Genomic DNA, 19,890 nt, shown 5'->3' on the forward strand with positions numbered 1-19,890 from the left:
CCATGCACAGCGAACTGCCCGGCTACGCCGAACTGCACTGCCTGTCGGCCTTCAGTTTCCAGCGCGGTGCTTCGATCGCCGAAGAGTTGTTCGCGCGCGCCGCTGGCCAGGGCTACCGCGCGTTGGCGATCACCGACGAATGCTCGCTGGCCGGCATCGTGCGCGCCTGGCAGGCAGCGAAGACACATGGCGTGGCGCTGATCGTCGGCGCCGAATTCCAGGTCGAGGACGGGCCGAAGCTGGCCCTGCTGTGCACCGACCAGGCCGCCTATGCCGGGCTGTGCCAGTTGATCACGACCTGTCGGCGGCGGGCTGCCAAGGGCGAATACCGCTGCCTGCGCGACGATCTGCTCGGCCTGCCCGACGGTTTGTTGTGCCTGTGGCTGGACCGGCAGCCATCCGCCACCGATCTTGAATTGCTACGTACCGGCTTCGATGATCGGCTATGGCTGGCGGTGGAACTGCACCGCGAACACGATGACGCACGCCGCCTGCAGCAGCTGCAGGCCTTCGGCGAACGCCACCGCCTGCCCCTGGTCGCCAGTGGCGATGTGCACATGCACGTGCGCCGCCGCCGTGCCCTGCAGGACACACTGACCGCGATCCGCCACCGCTGCAGCGTGGCCGAGGCCGGCTGGCGCCTGTTTCCCAATGGCGAGCGCCACCTGCGCCCGCGTACCGCGCTGGCCCAGCTGTATCCGCCCGAACTGCTGGCTGAAACCCTGCGCATCGCCGAGCGCTGCCACTTCACCCTGGAACAGCTGCAGTACACCTATCCGCGCGAGCTGGTGCCCGAAGGACACGATCCGGACAGCTGGCTGCGCGTGCTGGTCGAGCGCGGCATCCGGTGGCGCTGGAAAGGCGGCATCGAAGCGAAGCAACGCACGCAGATCGAGCACGAACTGGCGCTGATCAAGCAGAAGAACTACGCCTCGTATTTCCTCACCGTGCAGGACATCGTGCGCTTTGCGCGCAGCCAGGACATCCTCTGCCAGGGCCGTGGCTCAGCGGCCAACTCGGCGGTGTGCTTCGTGCTGGGCGTGACCGAGATCGACCCGGCACGCAGCAACCTGCTGTTCGAGCGCTTCATCTCCGCCGAGCGCGACGAACCACCGGATATCGACATCGACTTCGAGCACGAGCGTCGCGAGGAGGTGCTGCAGTACGTGTTCAAGCGCTACGGCCGCGAGCGCGCCGCACTGACCGCGGTGGCGATCAGCTACCGTGGCCGCAGCGCGATCCGCGACGTGGCCCGCGCACTGGGCCTGCCGATGGACCAGGTCAACGAACTGGGCACGGCGATGGACCACTGGGGCGGCAACATCCCGCTGCCGGAAACCCTGCGCGAGCGCGGCTTCGATCCGGACACGCCGTTGATGCGGCGCCTGCTGGCACTCACCGCAGAGCTGATCGATTTCCCGCGCCACCTGTCGCAGCACCCGGGCGGTTTCGTGATTTCCGAGCATCCGCTGTCGACCCTGGTACCGGTGGAGAACGCGGCGATGGCCGACCGCACCGTCATCCAGTGGGACAAGGACGACCTGGATGCCACCGGCCTGATGAAGGTCGACTGCCTGGCATTGGGCATGCTCACGGCCATCCGCAAGTGCCTGGCGATGCTGAAACAGCATGGCCTGCACGAAGGGCGCATGGATGCCATCCCGCCCAAGGATGCGAAGACCTTCGACATGATCTGCGCCGCCGATACCATCGGCGTGTTCCAGATCGAATCGCGCGCACAGATGGCGATGCTACCGCGCATGCAGCCACGCACGTTCTATGACCTGGTGATCGAAGTGGCGATCGTGCGCCCCGGACCGATCCAGGGCGACATGGTGCACCCCTATCTGGAGCGGCGGCGGATCCTGCGCGAACAGGGACCGGACGCGTTGAACGACCCGGACAACCCGCTCTACCCACCGCAGCTGGAACGCGTGTTCGCGCGTACGCTGGGCGTGCCATTGTTCCAGGAACAGGTGATGCAGCTGGCGGTCGAAGCAGCCGGCTACACGCCTGGCCAGGCCGATGCCCTGCGCCGTTCGATGGCCGCCTGGAAACGTCGTGGCGGGCTGGAACCGCATCGCGAGAAGCTGTTGGCCGGCATGCTGGAGAACGGCTTCAGTCGCGAATACGGCGAGCACCTGTTCGAGCAGATCAAGGGCTTCGGCGATTACGGCTTCCCGGAAAGCCACGCCGCCAGCTTCGCCCTGCTGACCTATAACAGCTGCTGGCTGAAATGCCACCACCCGGCCGCATTCACTGCCAGCCTGATCAACAGCCAGCCGCTGGGTTTCTACAGCCCCGACCAGCTGCTGCAGGACGCGCGGCGGCATGGCATAACCGTTCTTCCCGTGGACGTACGCCACAGCGACTGGGACTGCACGCTGGACTTCAGCAGGGGGCCGGCGGCGATCCGTCTGGGCCTGCGCCTGATCGACGGCTGCAACGAAGATGCCGTGCAGGCCATCATGCGCGAGCGCGCGCGGCGCCCGTTCGACGACGTCGGCGACCTGTGCCAGCGCACCGCGCTGGACCGCCGCCAGCAGGGCCTGCTGGCGGATGCCGGGGCACTGCGCGGGCTCAGCGGCCATCGCCATCGTGCACGCTGGGATATCTCGGGCGTAGAGAACCGGCTGCCGCTGTTCGACCAGGCCCGTGCCACTGCCGAAGCCCGTGTGCCTCTGCCACTGCCCAGCGCTTGGGAGGACATGCAGGCCGACTACCGCAGCACGGGCACCACCCTCGGCCGCCACCCGATCTCGTTCCTGCGCGCGCAGCTGCGCAGTCGTGGCTGCCTGGATGCCGCACAGCTGGCCGGGCACGGCCACGGCCGCCGTGTGCGCATCGCCGGACTGGTGCGCATGCGCCAGCGCCCGCAGACCGCCAGTGGCGTTACCTTCCTCACCCTTGAAGACGAGACCGGCATGGTCAACGCCGTGGTCTGGCGCCACCTGGCCGACCGCCAGCACCGGGTGCTGGTCGACACCCAGCTGATGCAGATCGATGGCCGCCTGGAGCGCGTTGATGGCGTGCAGCATGTCATCGTGCAGCGCATGCACTGCCTGGATGAGCTGCTGCAGGGACTGCGCAGCCACAGCCGCGATTTCCACTGACGATACAGATCGTCACACAACGAACTGGCCTTTGCCCGCCGGCATCCGCTATCGTCGGCCTATCCAAGGAAGGACGACCCGATGCCCCGTGTGCTGCTGCTGACCACCCTGGTGGTCTCGACCCTTGCCCTGCTCGTTTCCGGCTGGACCGCCTGGAGCCTGCATCGCAGCCAATCGCCTGAGCGGATCATCGAAGCGCGCGGCCTGGTCATCCACGATGACACTGGCCAACCACGGCTGATCCTCGGCGCGCCGGTGCCGGACCCCCTCAGCAGGGGCCGCACCCAAGGACCGCGTGCAACCGCGCTGTCCGGCCTGATCCTGCTTGGCCCCGACGGTTCCGAGCGCGGCGGTTATGGCACCAGCGACCGCGGCGGCGAAGCCCTGCTCACTCTGGACGATGCCACCGGCACCACCGAAGTCTTCAAGGTCGTCGCCAACCCGGACCGTGGCGCCAGCCTGATGGTCAAGCACCAGAACAATACCGGCGCCATGCTCACGTCCTGGCAGGGCAAGCCGGAGCTGATGTTCGTCGATGACAGTGGCCAGTCCTACTACGTGCGCCCCGGCGCCAACGCCGCGCCCTGATCTGCTTCTGTAGCGCAAAGGCGAAACAACGTCGAGCATGGCTCGACGCTACAGACCACACACCGCCGCCAGGTCATCGGCCAGCTGCCGCAGCTGCGCCGCCCCCAGCGCCGCGCAGGTGATGCGCAGGCCATGCCCTGGTGCAGCCACCGAAAACACTTCGCCAGCACGCACATGCCATCCGCGCGCAGCCAGCGCCAGTACCTGTGGATGGCTGTCGGCCGGCAACGGCAGCCACAGGTTCAATCCCTCCATCGGCAACGGCGTCGGCACGCCACGCGCGCGCAGCAGTTCCTGTAGCGACTGCAGGCGCTGCTGGTACCGCTCGCCTGCCGAGGCGATCTTCGCCCGCTGCGGCGCCGAGGCCAGCACCGAAGTGGCGGCATCCTGCAGCAGATGACTGACCCAGCCGATGCCGGACGCCAACCGCAACCGCAACCGCATCGCGGTCTCGTCATCACAGGCCAGCCAGGCCAGGCGCAGGTCGGGGCCGAGCGGCTTGGACAGCGAACGCAGCAGCGCCCAGCGCCGGCCATCCAGCGGCAGTACCGAGTGGTAGGCCTGCTGCGAGAGCAGTGCGTAGTGGTCATCGATCAGCACCGCCACCTGCGGGTAGGCCGCCAGCAGCTGGCGCAACGCCCGTGCCCGCTTCGCATCCAGGCTGGCCCCGGTCGGGTTGTGCGCACGCGGGGTCAGCAGCACCGCGCGTGCCCCGGCCTCCAGCGCCTGTCGCAGCGATTCAACCTGCATGCCATGCGCATCCACCGTCACCGGCAACGGCGCATGGCCCACGGCATTGAGCACATTGAGGCTGCCGAGGAAGCATGGATCCTCCACCGCGATGCGATCCCCCGGCAGCAGCCATGCCGCCAACAGGCGCTCGATGCCATCGACCGCGCCATGGGTCAGCTCCAGCGCGTACCCCTCGGGGCAATCCGCATCCAGCGAGGCGCGTGCCAACGCCTGCAACCTCGGGTCGACCGTGCCCACGCCATACAGCCGTGGCGCCGCCGGGGCCAGGCGCAGGCTGGGCAGCAGGCGAGGATCCGGGTTGCCACCGGCCAGGTCCTGCAGCGCCAACCCCGGCGTACTGCCCTCGCGCGCCAGCGTCGGCGGCAGGCCACGCACCACCGTGCCGCGTCGGCCCGCGGTACTGGCCAGGCCGGCCGCATCCAGTCGCTTGTAGGCAGCAGCCACGGTGTTGCGATTGACCCCCAGCTGATCGGCCAGTTCGCGCACCGGCGGCAGCACGCTGCCCGCCGGCAGGCGGCCCTTGCCGATGCCATCACGGATGCTGTCGAAGATCGACTCGGCGCTATGCCCGGTGATTTTCATTTTGTCCTATGCCAAAATAATTCTTGTCCTGTGCCAGTGTATCCCACCCTGGCCATCCTGCATTGGAGGTGCCCGCATGCCCCTTGCCGCCGCCGACTGGCCCATCGCCCAGTCCGTTGAACAGATCGCCGCCAACCTGGTCACGGTGCGCCAACGCATCGCCGCTGCCTGCGCCCGCGTCGGCCGGGACCCGGCCAGCGTGCGCCTGCTGCCGGTCAGCAAGACCGTCGATGACGCCCGCATCCGCATGGCGGTGGCCGCCGGTTGCCGCGAGCTGGGCGAGAACAAGGTGCAGGAGGCGCAGCGCAAGGCCGAGACGATGGCCGATCTGGGCGTGCACTGGTCGGTGATCGGGCATCTGCAGACCAACAAGGCGCGCTACGTGGCGCGCTTCGCCAGCGAGTTCCAGGCGCTTGACAGCCTGCGCGTGGCCGAAGCACTGCAGCAGCGCCTGCAGCTGGAAGACCGCACGCTCGATGTGTTCGTACAGGTCAACACCTCCGCCGAACCCAGCAAGTACGGTCTGGAACCCGCTGCCGTCGAGGCCTTTGTGCAGCAGCTTCCAGCGTTCGACCGCCTGCACGTACGCGGCCTGATGACGCTGGCCATCTTCACCCCCAAGGTCGAGCGCGTGCGTGCCTGCTTCGTGCGCCTGCGCGAACTGCGCGACCAGCTGCAGCGCACTGCACCTCCCGGCATCGACCTGTCGCAGCTGTCGATGGGCATGTCCGGTGACTTCGAAGTGGCCATCGAGGAAGGTGCCACCGTGGTCCGCGTCGGGCAGGCCATCTTCGGCGCACGCGCCACCCCGGACAGTTTCTACTGGCCCAGCAATGGAGCCCTGGCATGAAGCACGCGGTCGTCCTGCTACACGTCGCCTTTGAAGACCTCGGCACCCTGCAGCCTCTGCTGATGGCACAGGGCTGGCAGCTGCAGGTGCTGCAAGCCGGTGTCGACGCCCTCGATCCGGCCGAAGCCGCCGACCTGCTGGTGGTGCTGGGCGGTCCGGTCAGCGTCAACGACGTTGATCTCTATCCCTTCCTCAATGACAGCATCGCGCTGCTGCAATGTCGGCTGCAGCAGCAGCGGCCCACGCTGGGCATCTGCCTGGGCGCGCAGCTGATGGCGCGTGCACTCGGTGCCGACGTCGCCGCCAGTGGTGGCAAGGAGATCGGCTTTGCGCCACTGCTGCTCACCGATGACGGCCAGCGCTCGCCACTGCAGGCCCTGCAGGGCATTCCGGTACTGCATTGGCATGGCGAGGCGTTCGAACTCCCGGCGGGTGCACGCCGCCTGGCCAGCACGCCGGCCTGCCGCCACCAGGCCTTTGCCATCGGTAACCATGCGTTGGCACTGCAATGCCATCCGGAGCTGGACGCGCGCCAGTTCGAGCGCTGGCTGATCGGTCACACCCTGGAACTGGCGCAGGCCGGCATCGATCCGAACGACCTGCGCACGCAGGCGCGTCGCTATGGCGCGCCACTGGCCGCGGCCGCCACCGCGATGTTCGACCATTGGCTGCAGGACCTGCCGGAGCTACCGCGATGAACTACCGATTGCAGATTCACCGCGATGGCGCCTACTGGGGCCACTTCGACTGCAGCGGGCCTGATGCCCTGCAGCGCATGGACAGCATCGCCGCGCAGCTGCCTGCAGCCCAGGGCTTCCAGCTGAAACGGCAGAAAGGCATCAGCGAAGAGCGCATCCTGTCCAGCAATGCCGATGGCCTGCGCGTACTGGCTTCGCAGATCCAGTACCGCGACCTCTGACGATCGTCACGGTAGTGCCGGCCGCTGGCCGGCACCCGACGGGGAACAGATTTGCCGGCACTACCCCCGGCTGTTCGCCCGCATGCGAGGCTTGACCCATGCTGACCCTGCAACGCGGCCGCCACCACGGACTGCTCATCGCACCGCGCTGGCCCTCCACCCGCATCCAGCTGGAAGAAGAGGCACTGCAACGTTTGCTCGACGTGCAGGCATTGCTGCCTGCCGGGCTGCGCCTGCTCGTCACGCGCGGCTTCGAACCCAGCCACAGCCGGCTCGGCAGCTTCCGTCGTGGCGTGCGTTGGCTCGGCATCGTGGTGTTCCGCGCCTGCTATCCGCAGCGCCATGATGAAGTCGATGCCATCTTCGGCGCCAACGGCCACGACATCGATGGCCGTCATATCGATGTCTCAGTGGTATTGCACGGCAAGCGGCTGCGGCTGCTGCCACTGGGCGTGTTCACCCCGCCGCGCTGGCAGCATCGTCGCACCGCCCGCCATGCCGAAGCGATCGCCCGGGTGAAGCGCAGCCTCCAGCACTGCGGTTTCGAGCTGCATCGCAACCCCACCGAAGCCCTGCAAATCCACTGCGATTATCGTCCGCGCTGACCTCGCAGTCGGCCATGCATGCCGCGCCTTGCGCTCATTGATGCAAATGATTCTCTTTTGCTGTAAGGTGCAGCCGCTGCCCTTGCCGCCGCGGGCTGTTCCCTTTCCCAGTTGTCGCCCGCCCCGTGTCCACGCCTGTCGAACCGACGGATGTCGCGCAGCTGTGCGCGGCCCACTACCGGCCGCTGCACGCCCATGTCCGCCGTAAACTCCCGCAACACAGCGACGCCGATGACGTCGTCCAGGAAACCTGGCTGCGCGTCGTCAGAATCGCCGCCAGTGGCCTGCTGAGCAATGGCCGCGCCTACCTGTACCGCGTCGCCCACAACCTGATCGCCGATCATTACCGGCAACGCCAACGCCGGCGCGAAGACGCTCTGGATGACGCGCAGCTGCTCGCCATCGCTGATCCTTCGCCCCTTCCGGAGCAGCGCCTGCTCGATGCCGAACAGCTGCGCCACCTCGACGCGGTCATTGCCGCCTTGCCGCCCCGGTCGCGCCAGGTGTTCCTGCTGGCACGGGTGGAGCAGATGGCACTGGCAGAGATCGGCCGACAGCTGGGAATCAGCCGGCAGACCGCGCACGGTCATCTGCTGCGTGCGCTGGTCGCGCTGCAGCAGGTACCCGGCGCATGAGCCAGGAGGCGATCGCACGCGAGGCCGCACGCTGGTGGCTGGACGGCCGCGACGGCGGCCGTGACGAGCGTGCGTTCAGCCAGTGGTACCACGCCGATGCGCGCCACGCCGCGCAGTACCAGCACCTGCAGGCGCTCTGGCTGGCCGGTGATGCAACACCCAGCCTGCAGCGGCACCAGCTCCGGCGGCAGCGCCGGCGCCTGCGCGACGCCGGTACGGCCGTGCTGCTGCTCTGTGCGTTCGGCCTGTATACCCACCAAGCCGCGCCACCGGCCGCGCAGATGATGCGGACGGCGGCAGGCGAGATCCGCGAAGAAGTACTGCCGGATGGCTCGCGCGTACTGCTCTCGCCCGGCAGCGAAGTCCATGTCCGCATCGATGCACAGCGCCGACAGCTGCAGCTGGAGCGCGGCCAGGCCTGGTTCCAGGTCAGCGCCGACGCTGCGCGACCGTTCCAGGTGCATACTCCGCACGGTACCGTCACCGCGTTGGGCACCGCGTTCGATCTGGCGGTACTGCGCGGCGACAGCGTGGTCACGGTCACCGAGCACCGCGTCAACGTGGTGTCCGGCAGCAGCACCCGCCAAGCATCCGAAGGGCAGCAGATGCGATTCGACGCGAAGGCATCCGCCACGCTGCTTCCAGCGGAGGGGGCTGCCCTGGCCTGGCGCGAGCGGCGCCTGCACTGGGTCTCCGCACCCTTGACCGAGGTCACCCAGGGCCTGGATCGCTGGCACGGTGGCCACACCTGGATCATCGGCGCACAGCTGCGCCAGCAGCCGGCCACCCTGCTCGGCAGCGCCGACGGCGCGGCGCGCAGCCGCGACCAGCTGGCCACACAGCTGCGTGTGCGCGTGCTCCGCCTGGGCGCGGGCGTGCAGGTGTGGCTGCCGCCACGCAGGGGACATCGCGATGCACCCTGACATCGGCCCTGCCGCTGCGTCTACCCGGGATGACGACGCGCTGCGTCAGCCCCTGGAGCTCCCGATGCCGTTTCACCGCCCCCTTGTCCTCGCCCTGTCACTGGCCTGCGCCATTCCGCTTCCACTGTTGTCGGCCAGCGCGCACGCGCAGACCGTCACGCGCCACTTCGATCTTCCTGCACAACCGCTGGCCAGCGCGCTGGATGCGTACAGCCGGCTGACCGGTGTCGATCTGGTGATCGGGGCGGCATTGCCGAGTGGCCAGACGGCACCGGCGCTGCGCGGACAGTTCGATGATGCGCAGGCGCTGTCGCGCCTGCTGGTCGGCAGCGGCCTGCGCCCCCGCTTCATCGACACACGCCGTGCAACGCTGGCACGCGCTGGATGAACCACCCGGGCGTGGTGCGCATGCGCGGTATCGAGCTGGAAGCGCACTACGCCAGCGCGCACTACCACGCGACGCTGAGCTGGACCCGCTCGCACACCAGCGCGCCCGCCATCGAATTCGTCAACCTGGAAGACATCACCGCCCTGCCCGACCGCTACTGGACGCTGGACGTGGGCGGCCGCTGGTGGCAGCAGCGCGTGCAGGCCGGACTGCGTGCCGAGTACTCCGGGCCCACCGAGGAAGGCTACGACTTCTTCCAGACCCGCAAGACCGGTGGCACCGGTGTACTCCTCGACTTCTACGCCAGCTTCAAGCCCCAGCCCAACACCACCCTGTGGCTGAACATCGAAAACCTGCAGAACAAAGCCTATGACAACAATGCCTCGATCGACAGCATCTTCAGCCCGATCCTGGACCGCGGCAACGGCCGTGGCCGCACCGTCTCGATGGGCGTCAATGTGGCGTTCTAGCCGTCGCTGGCTGCCGCTCTGCCTGCTTGCGCTGGCCGCAATGGTCAGCGCGCAGCCGATGCCCGGCACGGTGATCGACCTGGCCAGTGGCCAGCCCCTGGACGAAGCCGCATTCGTGAAGCGCGCAGCGAATGCCCCGCGAGTGCTGCTGGGCGAACGCCACGATCTGGCCGGTGACCACACCGCCCAGCGCTGGCTGCTGCACGCGCTGCAGCAGCAGCGTCCACAAGGCGCGCTGGTACTGGAGATGATTGCCAGCGAACGCCAGCCGCGCCTGCAGCGGGTGCAGCGCTGGCTGGCCAACGGCAACCATGCCGACGGTGCGCGCCTGGAGGAGCTGCTGGGCTGGGATACACGCTGGCCGTGGGTGGCCTTTGGCGGGCTGGTACAGGACGCCACCGCTACCGGCATTCCCCTGCTCGGCGGCAACCTGTCGCGTGCCGAGGTCAATGCGTTGCTCGCTTCCGACAGGTCGGTACGGTTCCCGATGCCCACCGCCCGGCACCGCCTGTCGGCCGTGGTGCTGGCCCAGCATGCGGACGCAGCACCGATGCTGGAAGGGATGCTGGCCGTGCAACAGGCCCGCGACACGCGCATGGCACAGGTAATGACCGAGGCACCGGCACCCACGCTGCTCTTGGCCGGTCGCTGGCATGTACTGCGCGGTACCGGCGTGCCGGGCTACCTGCCAGCGGACACACCGGCGCTGGTGATCGCACTGGCCTCGCCCGGTGAATCCGTCGAGGCGGCCGACGCCGACCTGCTATGGGTGCTGGACGATGAGTGAGCGCGGCCAACACTGGCAGGCGATCGCCATCAGCATCGGGCTTCACCTGTTGCCCCTGCTGCTGTTGGTGCACTGGGTGGCCGCGCCGCCATTGCCGCCGCCGCCGGAGAAGGACGTGCGTATCAGCCTGCGCCTGCTGGCACCGGCAACGCCGCCGCAGCCACTGGAAGAACGCCAGGCCGACACCCCCAGCCAGGCGCAGCAGGCCCGCGCATCCCAACCCACGAAGTCGCCCCCTCCACCGAAACCCACCGCCGCACGCGAGGGCGAGGTAGCCGCCAGCGAACGCGGTGGCGCTGGCCGGCAAGCCCTGCCGGTCGCCCCGCCTGCGGCCGCGACCGATGCAAGTCCCGCACCGGCATCGGTCACGGCCGCGCCGCCCGCTCCCGACGCCCCACCGGCGGACTTCCAGGCCGGCGCCGCCAGCGACCAGTGGGAAGCCCGCCTGATGGCGCGGCTGGAGCGCTATCGCTACTACCCTGCTGCGGCCCGCGCACGGCGCCAGCAGGGCACTGCCTGGGTCAGGGCCAGCATCAATCGCGAGGGACGCCTGCTGACCCTGCGCTTGGAGCAGTCCAGTGGCCAACCGATGCTTGACGGCGCCGCACTGCAGACCTTCCGCCGCGCGCAGCCACTACCGCCCATTCCCGATGAACTGAAGGCACCACAGGAACTGGTGGTGCCGGTGGAGTACTACCTGCGCTAGGCGTTGTGGAACTGTGCTGCAGTCTGAAACCTCAACCCAGGTTCAGGTCAAACACATCCGGCGCAACAGAGCAGTCCGCCGTGTGCAACGATCGCGGCGTGCTGTATCGCCGGGCCCATGCCCGGCTGCTCCATGCGAACGGCAGCCGAGCATGGGCTCGGCCCTACAGGGGAACAGAACCTGGCCGGGCGAGGCCCCGGCGCGAAGGAGGCAGGGCTACGTCCACGCCGGATCCGCAGTGAAATCGATGGTCAACCAGAACGTGCTGCCCCGCGCATCCAGCCGCACGGCGATCTCATCGCGCATCGCATCGACCTCGCCCACCGAGCCCAATGGCGTACCGGGGTCTGCCAGCACATGGATCTCGATGAAGCGCATCCGCCCCATCTTCGCCACGTGGCTGGTGAAACCGGCATAGCCACGCTCGGACACGAACGCCTGCATCACCTGCTGCACGCGCCGGTCCAGGTCATCCGGCGCCACCTGCAGCACTTCACGCATGGCCTTCCATGCACTGCGCGCCGGCACTGGCAGTACCGCCAGGCTGATCAACGCCAGCACGATCGAATCCAGGTACGGGACCCAGTGGTGCCACTTGCCGCCATGCAGGACCAGGGCCAGCACGAAGGCCAGCACCACCGCCAGGCTCATCAACCCACCCAGCAACCAGCCTCTTACATCCAGCCACAACAGCGCCGAGCGCAGGCGCCGCGCACGCTGCGCGACGAACGTCGCCATTGCCAGGTTGCTGGCACTCAGCAGCGCCGCCCACCACAGCGCGGGCCCGAATTTCACCTCGTGCCCGCCCGTGGTCAAGCCAATGACCGCGTTGGCCAGCGCATACACGCAGGCCAGCGACAGGATCACGCCGCCGAGTGCCTCGACCATCGGCTCCAGGTGCCAATAGCCGTACTGGAAGCGCGGGCTCTGCTCCCGCGCCACCAGCCGCAGTACCGACAACGACACCAGGGTCAAGGCAACGTCGACCAGGCTGTACACGCCGTCGAACAGGATCGCCTGCGATCCCACAAGCAGGCCACCGATGAAGCCGACCGCGCTCACCGCGATGGTCACCCCGATGGAGAACTTCAGGATGCGTTGCTCGCGCGCGGTATCCATCGCTCGCCGAAGGGCCGACCGTCGCCGGTCAGGCCTTCAGCACCTCCACCTTGTACGAGGTCACATCGCCATCGTGCTCGATGATGAGCCCGTGCACATCCGACTCGAAGCCCGGGAAGCGCGCATTCTGTTCACGGGCAATACGCAGAGACTGGATGATCGGTTCGTCGCTGTCGCCGAATCGCTCGCCCGGCATGATGGTCGGAATGCCCGGCGGATACGGCACCAGCATGGTCGCCGCGACGCGACCACTGAGCTGCTCGATGTCGACCCGCTCGATCTCGCCCTTCACCAGGTGGTTGTAGGCATCGGCCGGGGTCATCACCGGCGTCGGCAGATCCACGTACATCTCGCGCATCACCTTGGCGACCTCGAATTCCTGGTTGAACGCGTGCAATGCATCGCACAGGTCACGCAGTCCCCAGCCGGCGTAGGCAATCGGATAGTCCGCCGCCAGCGTCGGCAATGCCTGGCTCAGCGGCGCGTTGCAGTCGTACAGCTCCTTGAAGGCCATCAGCTCGGTGACCAGCGTGCTCCACTTGCCCTTGGTAATGCCCATCGAGAACAGGAACAGTACCGAATACAGGTTGGTCTTCTCCACAGTGATGCCGCGGCCCCACAGGAACTTGCTCAGCACCGCCGCCGGAATGCCCAGCGCGCCCATGCTGCCGTCCATCGTCAGGCCCGGGGTCAGCAGGGTCACTTTGATCGGGTCGATCAGCACGTAGTCATCGACCAGATTCTCGAAGCCGTGCCAGTGCGCGTCCGGCTGCAGGTACCACTCCTCGCGCTTGGCCACCAGCGGCGCCGGCGTATCGCCCTTGTCCAGGCTGCGCTCGACCTTGGTCGGCTGCCACACACTGAACCACCAGTCGTCGCGCCCGAGGTCGTCACGCACGTGCAGCATCGCGCGGCGGAAGGCGATCGCCTCGTCATGCATTTCCTGCACCAGCGAACGGCCGGCCTCGCCCTCCATCATCTTCGAGGCCACGTCACAGGCCGCGATCACCCCATAATGCGGGCTGGTCGAGGTGTGCATCATGAACGACTCGTTGAAGCGCTCGGCATCCAGGTCGCGCTGCGCCGAGTTGCGTACGTGGATCATCGACGCCTGCGAGAACGCGGCCAGCAGCTTGTGGGTGGAATGCGTGGTGAAGATGATCGCATCCTGCTCGCGCGGCTTGCCCTTGGCCATGCCGTAGTGGTTCTCATAGAACGGATGGAACGCGGCGTAGGCGTACCAGGCTTCGTCGAAGTGCAGGAAGTCGACCGCGCTGCCGATTTCGTCGGCGATCTTCTCGGCGTTGTAGCACAGGCCGTCGTAGGTCGAGTTGGTGACCACCGCAATGCGCGGCTTGGAACCGGCCTTGTAGGCCTGGCTGGCCAGCGGGTTGGCGGCGATGCGCTGCTGCAGCGACTCCGGCGTGAACTGATCCAGGCTGATCGGGCCGATGATGCCGTGTGCGTTGCGGCTTGGGGTGAAGTACACCGGCACCGCGCCGGTCATGATCAGCGCGTGCAGCAGCGACTTGTGGCAGTTGCGGTCGACGAACACCACGTCGCCGCGGGCCACCGTGCCATGCCAGACGATCTTGTTGGCGGTGGAGGTGCCATTGGTGACGAAGAAGGTATGGTCGGCACCGAAGTTGCGCGCCGCCTCTTCCTCGGCATCCTTGATCGGACCGGTGTGATCCAGCAGTGAGCCCAGCTCCGGCACCGAGATCGACAGATCGCTGCGCAGGGTGTTCTCACCGTAGAACTGGTGGAACGCACGGCCGACCGGCGACTTGGTGAATGCCACGCCGCCTGCATGGCCCGGCGTATGCCAGGAGTAGTTCGACTCTGCCGCATGATGGATCAGCGCCTTGAAGAACGGCGGCAAGAGATTCTTCATGTAGTCTTCGGCCGCGCGCATCACCTGCCGCGAGATGAAGCTCTTGGTGTCTTCAAACAGGAAGATGAAGCCGTGGATGTACTTGAGCAGCTTGCTCGGCACCTTTTCGATGGTGCGGCGCTCGCCGTACAGGAACACCGGCAGGTTGGCGCGGCGCGCACTCTGCTCGCGCAGGAAGGCGGTGAGGCGCTGGAACTCGCCATCCACCTCTTCGCTGCCATCGATCGAGATCAGCACCGCCGAGGCCGCCACGTAGGTACGGGCGCCGGCGCGCGCATCATCCAGGTTGAGCCCGCACAGCACCCGCTGGTCGTTGCTGCGCAGCTCTTCCACCAGGGCGCGGATCAGGATGCCGCCGATGCGCGGCGACTCGTAGTCGTTGTCGATGACAATGACCGGGTAGTCCAGGGACTTGAAGTACACGTTGATTCTCCTTGTCGAACTCAGGAACGCTGGGCGCGGGCGCTGATGGCCGATGCCTCGCGGGCGCGCTGCCGCTGCTGGCGGCGCTCCTCGCTGAAGAAGGGATAGAACACGGTGATGAACAGCACGAACAGGAAGGCGTACTGCACGATGGTTCCCGACGAGCCGTAGATTGCCCACAGGCAGTACACGACGGTCAGGCTGGTGAGGGTCCAGAACGCACCGGTATGGACCAGGGTGTGCGAACGCTCGACCACGAAGTAGCAGGCCACGCACGAATAGATGTAGGGCAGCAGGGTCAGCACCACGGCCGCCGACGTGATCACGTCGAACTGGGCCGACGCGGTTTCCGAGGTAGAGGTCACCAGCACTGCCAGGGTCATCAGCACCGCCACGATCAGCACGCCCTTGACCGGCACGTCGTCCTTGTTGGTCTTGCTGAAGATGCTTGGGAACAGGCCATCATCCGAGGCCGCCTTGGCACTCTGCGCGGTCAGCAGGATCCAGCCACCCAGCGAGCCGGCGGCGCCGATGAAGGCGCACAGGCTGACCAGCGCGCCGCCCCAGCCGCCGACCGCCTTGGCCGCCGCCAGCGCGAACGGTGCGTCGGACACCTGTAGTTCCGAGTTCGGCACCATGCCCATGATCACAGAGGAGCTGGCGATGTAGGCGATGGCCGCCAGGAACACGCCGGCCAGGGTGGCGCGGGCCACGTTCTTCTCCGGGTTCTCGACCACGCCAGCCGTGACCGAAGCCGATTCGACACCGATGAAGGCCCACAGGGTCAGTGCCGCGGCACTGGAGATCGCGCCGAAGTTGGACTCACCGGACACGTTGTAGGCGCCCTTGAAGATGTCGGCATCGAAGAAGAACCAGCCGAAGATGGCGATGCCCAGGATCGGCACCAGCGCGAAACTGGTGGTGACCGTCTGCACACGGCTGACGAAGGCCGGGCCGATCACGTTGGCAAAGCTCAGCGCCCACACCAGGATCAGCACCGCGATGCAGCGCACCAGCGGCTCGGACAGGATCGGGAAGAAGTAGCTGAAATAGCCCACCGCGGCGATCGGGATGGCAACGTTGCCGATCCAGTTGGCGAACCAGTAGATGGTATTGGTCTGGAAGCCCATGTAGGGCCCGAACCAGTCACGCGCATAGGCATACGGACCGCCCGCCTTCGGCGCCAGCTTGCCCAGCTTGGCGAATACGAAGGCCAGCAACAGCGCACCGGCCGTGGTGATCAGCCAGCCCCAGATCGATGCGGTACCGATCTTGGCCAGGCTGGACGGCAACAGGAACACGCCTGAGCCCATCATGTTGCCGGCGACGAGGAAGGTGGCTCCGACCACCCCGATTTTCTTTGCTTCTGCCATGACAATCTCCTGTACTGGCATGAGCCCGGTGCGGCCGGGCGTGGGGACGGTTGCGCTGGCGTAACGCCGCTGGCGCTTACTTGATGAAGTTGTATTGCAGGCTGCCCTGCACCCGGACGGTGTCGCCGCGCGCGCCGCCCTGCTGTTCCAGGCGGCCGTACAGCAGCTCCATGCCCATCGTCCACGACGGCGCCGGGCTCCAGATCAGGTTGAACACGCCGTATCGGCTCTGCCGGAAGGCATCGGCGGCGAGTGCGGCATTCCGCTCCAGGGTCAACTGGCCGAAGATCAGGTTCGAACGCCAAAACCCGGACCAGTAATGGGTGTAGCCGACGAAGCCGCCGTGCAGGTCCAGCGCGTCGAGACGGCCATCGGCACCGACCACCGCGTCCAGCCCGGAGCCGGTCAGGTCCGCGGTGTAGCGGCTGAGGCCGCGCCCGCCGAGCGCGCCGAACAGCAACAGATCGCGCTCGCCTACCGATGCCGAGCCACTGAATTGCAGGCCGCCGGCCATGCGCCGGTCACGCTCGCCGTCACCGTCATAGGCCAGGCTGCGCGCCACCGCGCCCAGCTGGAGATGGCCCCAGTCGCGCTCCATGCGTGCGGTCACGGTCACATCCGGCAGCCGGTTCACTGCGGCCCGTTCATCACTGGCACCGGCCAGTTCGGTCCTGGGGTCTTCGGCGGCCAGCGTCAGGGTGTTGCCCTTGCCCATCGCGAAGCTGTGGTGGATGCCGGCCACCAGCAGATAGCCGGCGCCGCCGGGACCGGCGAAGTCGAGCGTGTCGGGCAGGCTGTCCGGGTCCATGAAACTGGAGTAACCGTAGCCGGCATAGGTATTGCCAAGCTGGCCATACGCATGGCGCAGGCGGAACGCGTAGCCATCGCTGCTGCCGAAGAAATCATTCTCCAGGTAGAAGCGCAGGTTGCCGTGCGTGGTCGGGCGCCGTGCCTCGAAGCTGAAGCGGGTCTGCTTGGCGTGGATGTTGAAATTGGAAACATCGCGATGGCTGCCGCCCACCGGCATCGATGAGGGGATGAACTGATCCTCGTCACCGGCCGCACGCGAATCGGCAATCGCATCGAGCTTGGCATAGCCACCAATGCGGATCACCGTGTCAGTACCTGGAATGGCAAAGAAGCCCTTCAGATCCGGGTCGGTCGGCCCAGCAGCGCTGTCGGGACGCGAGGCCGCCGTCGAGGGATCGGCCACCGATTCGCGCTGCGGCAGCACCGGTTGCGCCACACCCGGCACCTGCGTGGGATGCAGCAGGTTGGCACTGCTGCCAGGTGGTGTCACCGGCGCCGTTACCTGCGCAGCGGCCGCGACAGCGCCCTCGCGTTGTTCGAGCTGATCCAGGCGCTTCTGCATGCCCTCCAGTGCCTGTCGCATGGCAGCGATTTCCTGGCGCAATGCGTGCGCATCCTCCTGGTCATTCTGCTGCGCATAGGCTGGCGTGACCGCCAGCGCGGTCAGGCAGGCCAGACTCAGTACCGCAAAGCGCATTGCATCCTCCCTGGACGAACATTCGCAGCGCACTGACGGCGCGCGCGCAGGCGCAGCTCCGACATTGCGTTGCCGTTGCTGGAATTGCGGGTACTGCGTCGACGACACCGGCCAGCCTGCGCATGGCAGGCAACAGGACGATGACACTGCCCCGCCCGTACCGATACCGACGCCATCAGGGCCGCACTGCCGGAGAGGTGGCGACCGCAGCGGTCTGGGTAACAACCAGGGAGTGAGAACGTCGTGAATGGCTGTGCCGACTGCCCCGGTTCAGGGCGTGTCAGGCGCGGCATCCCTGGCGCGTTGACGCTGTATTCCATGCGTCACAGGCTAATCCGCCTGTCGTTTTTGGCCTTGATTGGAATCAAGGCGCGATGCTTGATGACAGTCACGATTCAGACGTGACGACGAACAGGAGGTGCGCAGCCCGCATCACTCGCACAGGTGACAAAAAGCACAGGCCCGCATGCTGCCATGCGGGCCTGTGGTGTCGCATCACGGCGTGGGTGCCGATCAGCGTGGGCCCAGCACCGTCTGCAGGTCAGCGCCCTGTGGCAGGCCGGCGCGACGCTGCACCTGGCCCTGCGCATCCTGGAACAGGATGCCCGGCGTGCCCTGGAAGCCCATTTCAATCATCAGCACCTGGTTGGCATCGAGCTTGCCGGCGATCTCGCGGCTGATGCTCGGCAGGGCCTTGATGCCACCACGGTCGAACTGGTGTTCGTTTTCCAGCAAGGCCGCACTCGGGTCACGCGCAGACAGGATGGCCGCAGCCTTGGCCGGGCTGTCCTCGCGAATCACGCCGACCATGATGTGGCGCAACTGCACCTTGCCGGCATCGACCCACGGACGCGCTGCTTCCCAGAACTTGTGGCAGTACGGGCAGTTGGCATCACTGAAGGTATAGACCACGCGCGGCGCATCGGCCTTGCCGTCACGCACCCAGGCACTGGCCTCCAGCTTGGTCCACATCCTGGCCGACATCGGTGCTGAAACCAGCTTCTCCACCGCCTCGGCGGCCACGTCGTTGCCCTCGGCATCGAACAGGCTGCCTACCAGCACATGCTTGCCGTCGGCGGTGACATAGGCTGCGGCCGGTTGCTGCCCACCCACCACGCCAGCGAATCCACGCAGGCCACCCGGTGCATCGAACTCGGCAACGACTTCAAAACCGTGCTTCTCGATGCCTTTCAGCACTGCGGGGCGCTCGCCCTTGGCCGCTGGGGCCTGAGCGCTCGCTGCCGGCGCTGCCGTTGCCTTGCCTGGCGGGGTCTGGGCCTGGCTGCAGGCGGCCAATGCCAGCATGACCGGCAGCAACAGCACCGCCGGAGCGATGCGCAGGGAAGTCGACAACATGGGAACTCCGTAGTGAGATGCCCGCGCAGGCTACCGCAGCCGGCGCAGTTTGTGTTCAAGACCCGCCGCCGTCAGTTCGCCAAGGTGCAGTTCACGCAGGCGGCCTTCGGCGTCGAAGAACAGCGTCGACGGATAGGCCTGTACACCCAGCACGGTTGACGCCGAGGCGGTATCGTCCAGCAATACATTGCCCAGCCGGAGCTGTTCGGATGCGATGAAACCCTTCACTTCGTCCAGGGTTTCTCCCTGGTTGAGGAACACGAACTGCACGTCAGTGTGGATCTGCTGTGCGGATGCCAGTACCGGCATCTCGCGACGGCAGGGACCACACCAGCTGGCCCAGAGATTCAGCACCACCGGTTTGCCACGGAATTGCTGCAGGTCGATCCTGCGCCCCTGCAGATCGGCCACCTGGACCGCCGGCAGCGGCATCCGCCGCTCCTGCCATGCTGCGAGCAGGTGGCTGCCCGCCGCCCACAGCACCACACCCACCAGCGCCCCCGCCAGCACCGGCGCACGCAACGCGCGCCACAGCCGCAGCCGCCAGGTGCCCCACGCCAGGCCCGCAACCAGCACGACGGCAAGGTGATACCCACCGTCGGCGATCTGCAGGATGCTCCAGGGGGCCTCACGGTAGAGCGCGAAGTTCAAGGCCACGAAGCTGATGCGTCCACACAGCAGGCCGATCAGCAACATGTCCAGGACCAGGCTGGCCGCGGAAGGCACTGCCATCCCGTCCTTCGGCCGCGGCCACAGGTGGGCCACCGCCATGGCCATCAGCACGCACATCAGGATCAGCACCACCGGCATCGGCACCGGTCCAACACTCGACATCAACCCACCTGTCACATCATCTCGTTGCCTGCATGGTCAAAGCGTCGCGCCCAGGTTGCAAGTGC

Annotated in this window: 18 protein-coding genes and 1 pseudogene; 12 read left to right on the forward strand and 7 right to left on the reverse strand. The window is 67.0% G+C overall.

Translation table 11 applies throughout. From position 1 onward, the window contains the following. Positions 1-2: 2 nt before the first annotated feature. Together ACZ75I_RS11635 and ACZ75I_RS11640 are read left to right on the forward strand one after the other, a co-directional pair. Positions 3-3,113: an error-prone DNA polymerase gene (locus ACZ75I_RS11635; protein ID WP_180869580.1), complete on the forward strand. Its 3,111-nt coding sequence runs from the start codon at positions 3-5 to the stop codon at positions 3,111-3,113. A gap of 81 nt (positions 3,114-3,194) precedes the next feature. Further along, the gene (locus tag ACZ75I_RS11640) at positions 3,195-3,701 is read left to right on the forward strand and encodes a hypothetical protein (RefSeq protein WP_061479089.1); all 507 of its coding nucleotides are present in this window, start codon (positions 3,195-3,197) and stop codon (positions 3,699-3,701) included. 48 nt (positions 3,702-3,749) lie between these two features. Here ACZ75I_RS11640 and ptsJ read toward each other — a convergent pair whose 3' ends face one another. Beyond that, positions 3,750-5,036 carry a MocR-like B6 salvage transcription factor PtsJ gene (ptsJ, locus tag ACZ75I_RS11645; protein ID WP_472957918.1) on the reverse strand — a complete coding sequence of 429 codons (1,287 nt, stop codon included), beginning with the start codon at positions 5,034-5,036 and terminating at the stop codon, positions 3,750-3,752. Between the two features lie 76 nt (positions 5,037-5,112). On the opposite strand from ptsJ, the gene ACZ75I_RS11650 reads away from it, so the two are divergent. The 10 genes and pseudogenes from ACZ75I_RS11650 (at position 5,113) to ACZ75I_RS11695 (ending at position 11,319) form a co-directional block, all read left to right on the forward strand. Next, complete coding sequence (locus ACZ75I_RS11650; protein ID WP_472957919.1) at positions 5,113-5,886, forward strand: YggS family pyridoxal phosphate-dependent enzyme; 774 nt, start codon at positions 5,113-5,115, stop codon at positions 5,884-5,886. Beyond that, positions 5,883-6,584, forward strand: coding sequence for a glutamine amidotransferase (locus ACZ75I_RS11655; RefSeq protein WP_472957920.1), 702 nt, complete (start codon positions 5,883-5,885; stop codon positions 6,582-6,584). Before ACZ75I_RS11650 ends, ACZ75I_RS11655 begins: the two co-directional genes overlap by 4 nt. Then, positions 6,581-6,805 (forward strand): hypothetical protein, encoded by a 225-nt coding sequence (locus tag ACZ75I_RS11660; RefSeq protein WP_072167453.1) that lies wholly within the window; start codon positions 6,581-6,583, stop codon positions 6,803-6,805. The genes ACZ75I_RS11655 and ACZ75I_RS11660 overlap by 4 nt, the downstream gene beginning before the upstream one ends. A 98-nt stretch (positions 6,806-6,903) precedes the next feature. Next, on the forward strand, positions 6,904-7,410 hold the full coding sequence (locus tag ACZ75I_RS11665) for a hypothetical protein (RefSeq protein ID WP_180869572.1): 507 nt from the start codon (positions 6,904-6,906) through the stop codon (positions 7,408-7,410). A gap of 125 nt (positions 7,411-7,535) precedes the next feature. Beyond that, on the forward strand, positions 7,536-8,045 hold the full coding sequence (locus tag ACZ75I_RS11670) for a sigma-70 family RNA polymerase sigma factor (RefSeq protein ID WP_180869570.1): 510 nt from the start codon (positions 7,536-7,538) through the stop codon (positions 8,043-8,045). Further along, entirely contained in the window at positions 8,042-8,968 is a 927-nt protein-coding gene (locus ACZ75I_RS11675; RefSeq protein ID WP_180869567.1) for a FecR family protein, read from the forward strand. Before ACZ75I_RS11670 ends, ACZ75I_RS11675 begins: the two co-directional genes overlap by 4 nt. A gap of 64 nt (positions 8,969-9,032) precedes the next feature. Further along, positions 9,033-9,356, forward strand: a complete 324-nt coding sequence (locus ACZ75I_RS11680; protein WP_472957922.1) for an STN domain-containing protein — start codon at positions 9,033-9,035, stop codon at positions 9,354-9,356. Continuing rightward, positions 9,335-9,826, forward strand: a pseudogene (locus tag ACZ75I_RS11685) (TonB-dependent receptor domain-containing protein); the annotation flags it as partial. The gene ACZ75I_RS11680 and the pseudogene ACZ75I_RS11685, both read left to right, overlap by 22 nt. After that, the gene (locus ACZ75I_RS11690) at positions 9,813-10,613 is read left to right on the forward strand and encodes a ChaN family lipoprotein (RefSeq protein ID WP_472957923.1); all 801 of its coding nucleotides are present in this window, start codon (positions 9,813-9,815) and stop codon (positions 10,611-10,613) included. The pseudogene ACZ75I_RS11685 and the gene ACZ75I_RS11690, both read left to right, overlap by 14 nt. Then, positions 10,606-11,319, forward strand: coding sequence for an energy transducer TonB family protein (locus ACZ75I_RS11695; RefSeq protein WP_346476712.1), 714 nt, complete (start codon positions 10,606-10,608; stop codon positions 11,317-11,319). The genes ACZ75I_RS11690 and ACZ75I_RS11695 overlap by 8 nt, the downstream gene beginning before the upstream one ends. A gap of 216 nt (positions 11,320-11,535) precedes the next feature. Here ACZ75I_RS11695 and ACZ75I_RS11700 read toward each other — a convergent pair whose 3' ends face one another. From ACZ75I_RS11700 to ACZ75I_RS11725, 6 genes are all read right to left on the reverse strand, one after another. Beyond that, positions 11,536-12,438: a cation diffusion facilitator family transporter gene (locus ACZ75I_RS11700; protein ID WP_065178510.1), complete on the reverse strand. Its 903-nt coding sequence runs from the start codon at positions 12,436-12,438 to the stop codon at positions 11,536-11,538. Positions 12,439-12,466: 28 nt separating this feature from the next. Further along, positions 12,467-14,755 (reverse strand): Orn/Lys/Arg family decarboxylase, encoded by a 2,289-nt coding sequence (locus tag ACZ75I_RS11705; RefSeq protein ID WP_472957925.1) that lies wholly within the window; start codon positions 14,753-14,755, stop codon positions 12,467-12,469. A 20-nt stretch (positions 14,756-14,775) separates the two neighbouring features. Beyond that, positions 14,776-16,128, reverse strand: a complete 1,353-nt coding sequence (adiC, locus tag ACZ75I_RS11710; protein ID WP_061479076.1) for an arginine/agmatine antiporter — start codon at positions 16,126-16,128, stop codon at positions 14,776-14,778. Between the two features lie 76 nt (positions 16,129-16,204). Continuing rightward, on the reverse strand, positions 16,205-17,635 hold the full coding sequence (locus ACZ75I_RS11715; protein ID WP_346476713.1) for a DcaP family trimeric outer membrane transporter: 1,431 nt from the start codon (positions 17,633-17,635) through the stop codon (positions 16,205-16,207). A 513-nt stretch (positions 17,636-18,148) separates the two neighbouring features. Then, positions 18,149-18,991, reverse strand: coding sequence for a thiol:disulfide interchange protein DsbG (gene dsbG / locus ACZ75I_RS11720; protein ID WP_134968444.1), 843 nt, complete (start codon positions 18,989-18,991; stop codon positions 18,149-18,151). A 30-nt stretch (positions 18,992-19,021) separates the two neighbouring features. After that, positions 19,022-19,825: a TlpA disulfide reductase family protein gene (locus tag ACZ75I_RS11725; RefSeq protein ID WP_346476714.1), complete on the reverse strand. Its 804-nt coding sequence runs from the start codon at positions 19,823-19,825 to the stop codon at positions 19,022-19,024. Between the last annotated feature and the right edge of the window lie 65 nt (positions 19,826-19,890).

It is taken from the genome of Stenotrophomonas sp. X (assembly GCF_055721025.1).